The sequence below is a fragment of the Paenarthrobacter sp. CM16 genome, from assembly GCF_013179505.1.
Taxonomy (GTDB): Bacteria; Actinomycetota; Actinomycetes; order Actinomycetales; family Micrococcaceae; genus Arthrobacter.
In genome coordinates, this window is the sequence record NZ_JABMCX010000158.1 from 1 (window position 1) to 11,420 (window position 11,420).

At 62.3% G+C, this 11,420-nt stretch carries 9 protein-coding genes; 4 read left to right on the forward strand and 5 right to left on the reverse strand.

What is annotated here, in order from left to right; all coding sequences use genetic code 11:
- Positions 1-21: 21 nt before the first annotated feature.
- On the reverse strand, positions 22-549 hold the full coding sequence (locus HP499_RS14460) for a DUF4265 domain-containing protein (RefSeq protein WP_172324796.1): 528 nt from the start codon (positions 547-549) through the stop codon (positions 22-24).
- Positions 550-786: 237 nt separating this feature from the next.
- Between HP499_RS14460 and HP499_RS14465 the strand changes: the two genes are divergently transcribed.
- The 4 genes from HP499_RS14465 (at position 787) to HP499_RS14480 (ending at position 3,670) form a co-directional block, all read left to right on the forward strand.
- Positions 787-1,266, forward strand: a complete 480-nt coding sequence (locus HP499_RS14465) for a hypothetical protein (RefSeq protein WP_172324798.1) — start codon at positions 787-789, stop codon at positions 1,264-1,266.
- A 76-nt stretch (positions 1,267-1,342) separates the two neighbouring features.
- Positions 1,343-2,209, forward strand: a complete 867-nt coding sequence (locus tag HP499_RS14470) for a hypothetical protein (RefSeq protein WP_172324800.1) — start codon at positions 1,343-1,345, stop codon at positions 2,207-2,209.
- A 150-nt stretch (positions 2,210-2,359) separates the two neighbouring features.
- A complete protein-coding gene (locus HP499_RS14475; RefSeq protein ID WP_172324802.1) occupies positions 2,360-2,824 on the forward strand; it encodes a barstar family protein in 465 nt (154 codons plus the stop codon).
- Positions 2,825-3,031: 207 nt separating this feature from the next.
- Positions 3,032-3,670 (forward strand): 4'-phosphopantetheinyl transferase superfamily protein, encoded by a 639-nt coding sequence (locus HP499_RS14480; protein WP_172324804.1) that lies wholly within the window; start codon positions 3,032-3,034, stop codon positions 3,668-3,670.
- Here HP499_RS14480 and HP499_RS14485 read toward each other — a convergent pair.
- From HP499_RS14485 to HP499_RS14500, 4 genes are all read right to left on the reverse strand, one after another.
- Positions 3,667-5,010, reverse strand: coding sequence for a M1 family metallopeptidase (locus HP499_RS14485; RefSeq protein WP_172324806.1), 1,344 nt, complete (start codon positions 5,008-5,010; stop codon positions 3,667-3,669). The genes HP499_RS14480 and HP499_RS14485 overlap by 4 nt on opposite strands.
- Before the next feature lie 11 nt (positions 5,011-5,021).
- Positions 5,022-8,978, reverse strand: coding sequence for a Pls/PosA family non-ribosomal peptide synthetase (locus HP499_RS14490; RefSeq protein ID WP_172324808.1), 3,957 nt, complete (start codon positions 8,976-8,978; stop codon positions 5,022-5,024).
- A gap of 118 nt (positions 8,979-9,096) precedes the next feature.
- Positions 9,097-10,062 (reverse strand): quinone oxidoreductase, encoded by a 966-nt coding sequence (locus HP499_RS14495; RefSeq protein ID WP_172324810.1) that lies wholly within the window; start codon positions 10,060-10,062, stop codon positions 9,097-9,099.
- A gap of 85 nt (positions 10,063-10,147) precedes the next feature.
- Positions 10,148-11,236, reverse strand: coding sequence for an acyl-CoA desaturase (locus HP499_RS14500; protein WP_172324812.1), 1,089 nt, complete (start codon positions 11,234-11,236; stop codon positions 10,148-10,150).
- Positions 11,237-11,420: the final 184 nt, after the last annotated feature.

Consider the following 11,420-nt stretch of genomic DNA (forward strand, 5'->3'; position numbering starts at 1 on the left):
AGAAAGCCAGCAGCCCGGAAGCTACGCCCGTTTGGGCTCCGGCAGTTTCGTCCTGCCTGTTTCATAGTGAAGTTCGTCGTTGTTCTGCAGAGTAAACAGCTTGTCGGCGACGACCTGTGACAAGGCTTCATTGCAGGACACAGCGAAGAACCGCGGAGACATGACATCAAGGATGCAGCCGAGCTGGGCGAGTTCAGTGGCCAGCGGTTGCCAAGCATCTGGGTCATCCGTTTTCAGCAGGACACGGAAGGTGAAGTTCGATGTGTCGTGGTCGAGTCCTGTGGCAACGACGGCGTCCTCTGCCGAGCGCATGACGTTCACCCTGTCGCCAAAGTTGATGTCATAGAGAAAAGCCGGCACTGCCAGGACAGTGGCTGTGCCGTCTGCTTCAACTCGGCCGCGAAGTCCTTCCCACATTTGCTCGGTGTCCGGTTCCGGAGGCAGCGCAAACCAGATGGTGTCAGGCGCGTCCAGGGCTTCGGGAAGCGGCTGGAAGGAGCCGTCGTGCCAATGCGCCACGACGCTGGGGTGTTGCCGATAGTCAGTCACCCGCTGAGACTACCGAACAAAGGCAAGCAATCAGCCAGCGACGCGGGCGCCCTGTCGAGGAACGAATACACTGGGGCGAACTGGCCGGGATCTCCTCGCTGAGAGCAAGCGCCAGCAAGTAGGTGTTTCCCGCATCTAGAAAAGGCAACGATCAATGACAATTGGCGACTGCGTTTCCCAACCAACTCAGCTCCATCAGCGGCGTGCCCGCTAATGAGGCCGCCCACACGGAAAATCATGACAGTGTTTTGGGACGCCGACGGCGGACAAGAGGAAATGCCGGGATTCATCGTTTATGGGCTGGTCGATCCGAAACGTTGGGTTGAAAGGTCCTTCCCGCTGGGCTTGTGGCCTGCCGGAACGGATGCAGCAGAATCCCGTCTTTACGGTGAGACCTGGGAATTGAAACTGTGGGACGTAAGGGTCCAGGAGTTTTTGAGTGGGAAAGCCTGGACAACGGCCGTTCGTGGGACGTTGCAGACGATCATCGATGCCGGATGCAGAGTGGCCTGGGTCAGCAGCGAGGGCTTTCCTTTTGTCGATCCGCCCTTCCTGTTTCTGCCGGAGCATATGTCCGGGAGTGTTCTCTGTGCCCTCACTTCTGATGGCGAATTCTTCTGCCCTCTGGACCCGGACCAGCCGATTCGAGCAATCTCAGATGATCAGTTGGGGCGATTGCGTGTTCACGCGCATGGTCTCGCTGATGCCACCTCCTGATGCTGCACGTATACCAGTACTCTTGCGGGGTGGCTGTAGGGATGGCCTCCGGGATGCCTGATGGTAGGTTCTGCTCATGAATACCGAGGATGCTGTCCTGCCTCCGGGGTGGCGCATGTCTGAGCAGCCTAGAAGCCCGTTGCCTGCCCGTTGGTCAACCAATGGGTTTGAGGAGGAATTATCGTGGCTAGGCGAAGACGTCGTCAACGCAGCGGAGACGGCCGTCCTTCCACCTGGTTGCGAGGACAGTGTCTGGATTCTCCACAATCAATACGTATGTCCCCTTGGTGTTGATCCGGGTCTGCTCGCTGAGGAGGATAAGGGCCCGATCTACCTTGTGGCTCCGCCGTCTGAGTTCGTCAGGATCAGGTGGAGCAAAGTGGCCAAGATCAAAGGCGTTCCGCTACGGGGAGCGTTTTGGGATGGGTTGGAAGTCCCTCCCTGTTTTCGCTGGGACGCGATGGTGGGGTGGGATGAGGCCGGGCTTGTTCTGCCTGGTGCTGAATTTGTGTACCAACCCATGAGCGGGACCATTGGTCAAGTGGAGCTGGAAGCGCTTCTAACCCTGCTGCAATCCGCGACAAAAACTCAGTGGGTGCAGGGAATCTTCGCCGCTGCGGACCGATACGCGGACGACATATTGGGCGTCGTGGTCGGTGCCGATGGAATCAGGCGACGGCAGGTCGTCTCCTTCGAACTCGAAGCGCTCCTGCCGGCACTGCTGGAACCAACTCTTCCCAACCACACGCCTGAGTTTTGGTGGCCGGAGGACCGGGCGTGGGCTGTTTGGACAGACTGGGACCTGCTGGGATCCAAGGTCTTCGGCAGCAAAGAACTGATCGAGACCCTCCGGCGGCACCCCGACCTCGAAACACTGGACTGGTTCCCGGTTCGAGCAGACCCCCAAACACCCCTGGATCCTGTCCGGGAACAGCGAGCCTGAGTCGGGCTCGTGGACTGACATGGCCGCCACCAAGAATGCCGGACAGGGAGATGCTTCTCGTCTGTGTGGGAGCTCCGGTGTTAGGGCGGTCGAATGTTGGCCGATTCCTCGCTGCGGTGGAGCGTCCAAAAATTCGTGGAGAATAGGCGGATGGACGGGGAATACGTTGTCGATTCAGTGACGAGCGAAACCGCGCCTTGGGTTCATGCGGCAAACCTGGAGCAGGCTCAGTTCGTGCGCCAGGCGCTCAGAGGAGCTGACGTTCTGGTTGTCGACCTGGATGGATCCCAAATGCTCACCCTGGATCAGCTCTTCGCAGAGTACAAGCAGAATTTTTCATTTCCGGACTACTTCGGTGGGAACTGGAGCGCCTTTGACGAGTGCCTGAAAGACTTGGAGTGGCTCCCTGCACGACGATATTTGACCATCATCAGCAACGCTGAGTTGGTGCTTTCCAGAGAAAGTGCAGAACAGCAGACGTACCTTCGGGCTGTTCAAGATGTTGGAAAGGCATGGTCCACAACCGTCGGTCTGGGATATGAGCGCGGACACGCTGACATTCCCTTCAACACTGTGCTGGTTGAAGGTGCCGTCGATCTCCGCTGGCGCTTCTGAAAAGGAGCAGGAAAGGGTGGCCGTGCAATCCGTACTCAACATTGCGTATTTTCGTATCCCATGCTTCGGAAGCGTGAGTCCTGCAGTTGCCCGATGTGGGCATGGACACGGGGCGATGGGAGAGTCGTTTGAAGCCTCACAGAAGGGGAATCCACCCATAGCTGTTGCGACATTGGGCTGGGGACTTAGCCGTGAGAGGAGGGCGTGATGCAGAATCCGGTGCTTGAGCTGTGGAGGCTCGATGAGACGCCCGGCGCAGGAGACGCGGTTGAACTGCTCGGCCAGCTGGCCCTCGAGCGCGCCCTTCGCTACGCCAACCCCGAGGACCGTGAAGAGTTCATCGCCGGCCGACTTGCTGCACTGCACTTTGCTGCGACGCTCCTGGGAGTGGAGTCCCGCCGCCTCGTCCCTTCCTATCACTGCCCGCAGTGCGGCCCCGGCCAGGACCATGGTCGCCCAGGGTTCATGCTCGACGGCGGCCCCGCACCTCTGGCGCTCAGCGCTTCCAGAGCGTCGGGCTGGGTGCTGCTGGCCGGCGTCGTGCATCCTCCCGAAGAGCTCCGGCTGGGGGTGGACCTTGAATCGACTGACAAGGCGGCCTTCGAAGGCTTCGACGACGTCGCGCTGACCGCAAACGAAAAGCGCTTCCTATTTACCATCCAGGACCAGGAGCAAAATAGTCAGCGCGCCCGCCTGTGGGCACGCAAAGAGGCGTGGCTGAAGATGACAGGGCAAGGCCTGAGGCGCAACCCCGCAGAGCTGGATGTGCTGGATCTGCCCGGCCTGAGCGACGTCACCGAAAAAGAACTGCCTGAGGGGTTAGTCGCCGCTCTCGCCCTCGGCTAACGCGCAGAAGGCAGCGGCGGAAGCGCAGCCTCGTAGAGCCACGGCCGGAGGATCGACCCAGCATCAAAGCCCGGAATGAACGAATCCGCGGCCTCAATAAACGCCTCCGTGGACACCGAGCTGTGACGGTTGGTGGCCGTCCAATGCTGCAGGAATCCGAAGAACGCCTCGTTGCCGGCCGCGATTCGTACGGCATGGACGGCCAAGGCTCCGCGCTTGTAGACGCGGTCATCGAACATCAACTCGGGACCGGGATCGCCCACCAACAAGTCCTGCGGGCCGGCGTCGAGCCTTTTCCACGCAGCCGTTGCCCGCGCAGCAACGGTCATGGTGCGGGATTCCTCGGACCACAACCACTCCGCGTAGCAGGCGAATCCTTCATGCAGCCAGATGTCTTTCCAGCTGCTCACGGTCAGCGAGTTGCCGAACCACTGGTGGGACAGTTCGTGGGCGATCAGGCGCTGGGCATCCCAGGAATCACGCATATGGTTGCGGCCGAAGATGGAGACGGTCTGGGCTTCCAACGGGATTTCCAGCTCGTCTTCAGTCACCACCGAGGTGTAGTCCGTGAACGGGTAGGGGCCGAAGCAATCCTCGAAGGTCCGCATCATGTCCGGCTGGCGTCGGAGTCCTTGGAGGGCGTCGACGGCCATTTCCGGAGTGACTGCTACGAACTGCGGCACCCGGTGGTGGGTGTCGTCAACGTGCAGGGGAACCTTGACGTACCGGCCGATTTGCACGGTAGCAAGGTAGGTGGCCATGGGTTCAGCTTGTTCGTAGACCCAGGTCTCCCTGCTGGACTTGCGGGAGTGGGAGATCAAGGTGCCGTTGCACACCGGCCGGTAGTTGTCGTCCGTGGTCACGGAGATGAGGAAGCTGGACTTGAAGCGGGGATGGTCGTTGCAGGGGAACCAGGACGCTGCGCCATTGGGCTGGCCGGCCACCAGGACGCCGTCGTTCAGTTCTTCCCACCCCACGTCACCCCACAGTCCGCGCCGCGGCTGGGGATTGCCGTCATAGCGGATCTCCAAGGAGAACTGCTGACCTGACTTGAGCGGGGACGCGGGGGCAAGCACCAGATGCTCTGCCCGGTGGCTGAACTTCTGGAGCTTCTTGCCGTCGAACTGAACTTTGCTTGCCCGCAGGCCCACCAAATCCAGGACGATCTGCGGCGTGGATTCCAAGGCAGTGCATCGCAGGACCGCTTTGCCGATCAGCTTGTTGCTGCCCAGCCTGACATCGAGGTCCAACTCGTACCGGTCCACACGGTAGCTGGTGCTGCCGTGGTCCAAAGTGTAGGGGTCGGCGTCGGTTTTGGGGGTGGGGATTGGTGCGGCCATATCCGTCCAATCTACTTCAGGCGCGGCGCTTGTGCTGACGGGCCCACCCACGGGCTCACCGGGTTGCCCATCCAATACGTTCCGGCAGGGACCGTCTCACCGCGCATTACCAACGACGCCGGACCAACAGTTCCGCCGTCGCCGATGCTGGCGGCAGGGAGGATGACGCCGTGCGGACCCATGGTGGCTCCGTTGCCGAGCGTCACTGTATCCAGGCTCATCACGCGGTCGTGGAACAGGTGCGTCTGGACAACACAACCACGGTTGACGGTGGAGTTCTCTCCCAGGGTCACGAGGTCAGCCTCGGGCAGCCAGTAGCTCTCGCACCAGGTACCACGGCCGATCTTGGCGCCGAGGCCGCGAAGCCACCACACCAAGGCCGGAGTTCCGGCGGCAGAGCGGGCAAACCAGGGTGCGCTCACCATCTCGATGAAGGTGTCCACCACCTCGTTACGCCAGATAAACGAGCTCCACAGCGGGTGTTCGCCTGCACGGATGGTTCCCACCAGAACCCACTTGGCGAGGACGGAGCTGAGCGCTGCCACGGCTCCTGCTGCGAGCATCACCACGCCGCCCAGGACTGCGGCGATCCAGTAACCCCATCCTCGTGCGATCCAGTCCAACACCAGCATCACGCTGACGGCGATTGCCACAGTGAGGATGACCGGTATCAGGCGGCACAGTTCCCACAATGCCCTGGCGACCTTCAGCTTCAGGGCCGGGCGGAACGTTCGGGTCTGGTCAGCATCGACGGCGGTGCGGCGCAGTCTGACGGGCGGACTGCCAAGCCACGAGGTGCCGGACTTTGCTTTGGCCGGGGTGGCGGACAGCACCGCGACGAGCGAGTTCTTGGGGACGTTACGCCCTGCGGCCGTCATTCCTGAGTTGCCCAGGAACGAGCGCTTGCCGATCTTGGCCGGCGCGATTTTCATCCAGCCGCCACCAAGTTCATACGAGGCCACCATGGTGTCATCGGCAAGGAAGGCTCCGTCCCCGATGGTGGTCATCTTTGGAACAAGGAGCACCGTGGAAGCTTCCACGTTTTTGCCTACCTTGGCCCCGAGGAGTCGTAGCCAGAGAGGCGTGAAGAGGCTTGCATAGACAGGGAAAAGGAGGTCCCGGGCCATGTCCAGAAGGCGCTCGGTGGCCCACACCTGCCAACCGATCCGGCTGCGCACCCGGTAGTACCCCTCCTTCAAACCCAAACCGAGAAGCCTGGCAAAAATCAGGATGAGCACGAGGTTGCCGAAGAACCACACCAAGGCGGCCAGCGGAACGGCGAGGGCAATCTGTGGAAGCGCTGTTTCCAACGACTCGTGGCCCCGGATGAAAGCCAGAACCACCAGGGCACCAACGAATGCCGAGATATAGGGGATAAGCGCCAGCAAAGCCGAAGCGCTGGCAAAAGCGGAGAACCAGAGCCGGTCAACCACAGGCCGCCGGCTGATGGTGTCCGGCCATTCGTGCTTGGCCTTACCTCGGCGTTCTGCAGGGGAGCCGGCAACTAGGTGTCCTGCTTTCACTTTGCCCAGCACAGCGGATCCGGCATCGACGTGGGCGCCCGCGCCAATGGTGGCTCCGGGCATCAGGGTGCTTCGGGCGCCGACAACTGCACCGGCTCCCACATGAATCTGGCCGATGTGGACGGAGTCACCGTCAACCCACCAACCCGAAAGGTCCACTTCGGGTTCGATGTTGGCACCGCTGCCCAAGGACAGGAGGCCGGTGACCGGGGGCAGTGAGTGCAGGTGGACGTCCTTGCCGATCTTGGCTCCGAGTGCCCGTGCGTAGTAGGGGACGAACGGGGCGCTGGCCAGGCCGATGGCACCTGAAAGATCTTGGATTTGTTCGGCGAGCCACAGCCGCAGGTGGGTTTTGCCGGATCGAGGGTAGGTGCCGGGCTGGATCCTGCCAAGCAGCACCCTGGCTGCAACTACGGAGATCGCCATCCGGCCCAAGGGACTGACGAAAACCAGCCATGACGCCGCGATCCACCACCACGACACCACGGGCGCGGCGGCAAAGCCGGCGAAGTCTGACAGCAGCCTGTTGGCGGCCATGAGGTAGGTGAGCCAACGCATGCCCACCAGGATGTGCAAGGGCACGCCCATCAGCACTTGGAAGATCTGCGACTTCAGGGCAGTAGGGCGGACGGTGCGCTCAGCAGCGGGCACCGGCACGCCGCCGTCGGGAAGTGACTGCCGGGCGGCGTCGATCAACGCGCCGACGCGGGGTGTGGCGTAAATGTCCGCCACGGTGATGGTGGGATAGCGGACGCGAAGGGCGGAAACGAGTTGCGCCGCAGCCAAGGACCCACCGCCGTAGGCGAAGAAATCGGCGTCGAGTGAACTGACGGGACTGCCAAGTACAGACTCCCACTGCTCCACCACCCAGCGGGCGTCATCGGGAAGATTCAGCGGGGCGTTCCCGGCCTCGGTGGCACCGGCTCCCGCCAGCGGCCAGGGGAGTGCATGGCGGTCCACTTTGCCGCTGGTCTTGGTGGGAAGCGAATCCACCACAGTCAACAGGGGGATCAAGGCGGCCGGAAGGCTCTCGCCAAGAAGCCGGCGGGCCTCCTCCATGGACAATTCATGGCCATCAGCAGGGGCCAGATAGCCAACAAGGATCTGGTTGCCGGCAGCCGTTGTCTGCACTGCCGCCGCGGCCCCTGCCACGCCGGGCAACGACTGAAGAGCCGCATCCACTTCGCCCAGTTCAATCCGGCGCCCACCCAGCTTGACCTGTTCGTCGGCCCTGCCCATGAAGATCAGGCCCTCGGCTTCGAAGCGCACCAGGTCACCGGAACGGTAGGCCCGGTCCCATCCCAGCGTCGTCATGGGCGCGTACTTCTCGGCGTCCTTGGCGGGATCGAGGTAGCGGGCCAGTCCCACACCTCCGATGATCAGTTCGCCGATCTCACCCTCTGCCACCGGGACGCCTTGGGGATCGACGACGGCCAGGTCCCAGCCATCCAGCGGCAGCCCGATACGCACGGGGCCGGGCCCGCCCAACGGGGCAGCGCAGGCAACGACGGTTGCTTCGGTAGGACCGTACGTGTTCCACACCTCCCGGCCGTCTACGGCGAGGCGCTCGGCCAGTTCGGGCGGGCAGGCTTCGCCGCCGAAGATGAGGAGACGGACGTTCTCGAGGGCCTCGGCCGGCCACAAGGCTGCAAGGGTGGGCACGGTTGAAACCACGGTAATGCCGTGGTTGATGAGCCAAGGGCCCAGGTCCATGCCGGTACGTACCAAGGCTCGCGGTGCCGGAACCAGGCAAGCTCCGTGACGCCAGGCAAGCCACATTTCCTCACAGGAAGCATCAAAGGCGACTGAGAGCCCGGCCAGCACCCGGTCCTGTGGACCGATGGGTTCGGCCTGGAGGAAGATGCGCGCTTCTGCGTCCACGAACGCTGCTGAGGAGCGATGCTTTACCGCAACGCCCTTCGGCGTTCCAGTGGAACCGGAAGTGAAAATGATCCAGGAATCGTCGTCCAAAACGGGAGGGGACGGCTCGGAAACGGGCTCTCGTGAAGCGCCCGAAAGTTCGATGTCCAGGCCCGCAGCGATGATGGCACCGACCTTGGCTTCGCCGAACACCAGGCGGGCGCGCTCTTCGGGGTCGTCCGCATCAACAGGAACATAGGCGGCGCCGGCCATGAGAATTCCCAGGATGGCGATGTAAAGCTCGTTGGTGCCGGAGGGAATCCGGATGCCGATCTTGTCGCCCCGCCCCAGGCCCGCTGCATTGAGTCGGGCGGCAAAGGTCCGCACTGCCTTGAGCAGCTCGGTGTAGCTCAGGGACTTATGGCCGTCATCGAGCGCCGAGGCCTCGGGAAAGGAGGATGCGGTTTCTTCCAGGATGTCAACGAGGGTGCGCTCGGCAGGGGCCGCAGCACCGCCCGGCAGCTGGGGACGGTACGTGGTCAAGGCAGGGGTATGCCCGGCCCCCAAGGAATGTTCTGTGCTCACGACGTCAGCTTTCCGCAGAAAGATGAACAAAAGGTGTCTGCCGTTTCCTGCGCGACACACTCTGTTGCGCTGCTGTTCTCCTGCACGTCATTCGCCGTTGGGGGCCGGGTATCGTCACTTAGGGGACCAGCAGGACTTTTCCAGTCGTACGGCGGCCCTCAAGGTCCCTGTGTGCCTGGGCAGCTTCCGCGAGCGGGTACGTTGCGCCCACCCGGACAGCGAGGGTGCCGTTGGCGGCGGCGTCGAAGATTTCCGCTGAGCGCCACCGGCGTTCCTGGGCGTTCTGAACGAAGTGCGCCATGGTGGGCCTGGTCAGGGTGAGGGAGCCGCCAGCGTTCAGGCGTTGGGGATCGAACGGCGGCACCGGACCGGATGCTGCCCCGAAGAGAACCATGGCACCGCGGATGCGCAGGCTCTTCAAGGAATCGTCGAAGGTATCCTTGCCGACGCCGTCGTACACCACGTTGACGCCTTCGCCGTCGGTGAGCTCACGGACCTTCTCGGCGAATCCGTCATAGCGGAGCACCTCATCGGCGCCCGCCAGGGTGGACAGGTCGGCCTTTTCATCCGAAGAGACGGTAGTGATGACCCGCGCGCCGCGGGCTTTCAGGAGTTGCGTCAACAGCAGGCCAACACCACCGGCGCCTGCATGCAGCAACACGGTGTGCCCCGGTTCGACCCGGAACGACGAGTTCATCAGGTAGTGAGCGGTGATTCCCTGCAGCGGCAGAGCCGCAGCAGTGTGATCGTCGACGCCGGCAGGAACCGGAAGTGCCTTGCCGGCGTCCACCAGGGCGTACTCCGCGTAGGTCCTGTTTCCCTCGGCCGTGGCAATGCGATCGCCGACGGAGAATTCCTCCACACCCTCGCCCACGGCCTCAACGGTTCCCGCGGCCTCGGCCCCGGGGGTGAAGGGGTACTCCACTGTGTAGATCCCGCTGCGCTGGTAGGTCTCAATGAAGTTGACCCCGGCAGCTGCGACCTTGATCAGCAGCTGGCCGGGGCCAGGGGTTGGTGGTTCCACGGAGGCGAGCTGGAGGACCTCAGGTCCTCCGGGCTGCTGTGCAACGATGGCGTTCGTCATGGTGGCTCCTCACTCCGGGGCGGTCCTTCCGGTGCCCGGTTTCAGGTTCCATCCTAGGGAAGTTGGGGCTTCCCTTGTGGAACGCCTAGAAGCGTCCGTGCGTCGAAGCCACGGGGCAGTCGAAGCCGCGGCCCGCTGCGAGGCCTACCTCGTTGAGGTATCTGACCACGATGCCGTAGGACTGCAGCAATGAGGTTTCCGTGTAGGAAATGGAGTGCTTGGCGCAGAACTCACGCACAATCTTTGTGGCCTTGTACAGATGCGGGCGGGCCATATCCGGGAACAAGTGATGCTCAACCTGACGGTTGAGTCCACCCAAGAGGAAGTCCATGAAGAGGCCGCCGGAGATGTTGCGCGAGGTCAGGATCTGGCGGTTCAGGAAGTCCACGCGGCTGTCCTTGGGGAGGACCGGCATGCCCTTGTGGTTGGGTGCGAACGAGGCTCCCATGTAGAAGCCGTAGACCATGATCTGCACGCCGAGGAACGCGAACGCCATACCGATGGGGAGGAAGGTGAAGGCGAGTACCGGAAGGGCTGCGAGCCTGGCCACGAGGATGGGCGTCTCTACCCAGCGGTGGCGGACCTTCTGCTTGCCGAAGACAAAGCGCAGGGAGTCGAACTGCAGGCTCAAGCCCAGCAGGGTCAGGAGCGGGAAGAAGAACCAGCCCTGCTTCTTGGTGAGGAAGGCAAGGCGGCCCTTGCGCTCTGCTGCTGCATCCTCGTGGAATACCAGGGCGTTGTTCCGGATGTCCGGGTCCTTGGAGATGACGTTGGGGTGGTTGTGGTGGGCTCCATGCTTTTGTTCCCACCAGGAGTAGCTGATGCCGGCAACACCGGCGGCCAGGAGACGGGCTGACCAGTCATTGGCACGCCGTGACGCGAAGATCTGCTTGTGTCCGGCCTCGTGGGCAAGGAAGCTTAGCTGGGTGCACAGGATGCCTACGGCTGCGGCTATCAAAAGCTGGTACCAGGAATCGCCAATGAGTGCGAAGCCGAGCCAAGTGCCGGCCATCAGCAGGACCAGGGCCACGAAGACCCAGATGTAGAAGCCGGTGCGGCGCTCGAGAAGTCCGGCTGCCTTAACACTCTTGAGGAGCTCTGAGTAGCTCTGGACGACGGGATTTGGTTGAATTGCGCGAGCTTTGGGGCGCTCAGCGGTGGACGTGGGTGACATAAATGTGCCCCGTATCGCTAACGGGCAACGCTGCAGCCGACGTTCGGACTGCACGGTCTGGATCACCCTCCACTAAGCATACGGCTAATCTCCAAAATAATGAGACTGCTCACAATTGCATGCATAAATATCGGACAGCATGAATATTCTTGCTGTACAGTGGAGTTATGACTATTTCTGTTGC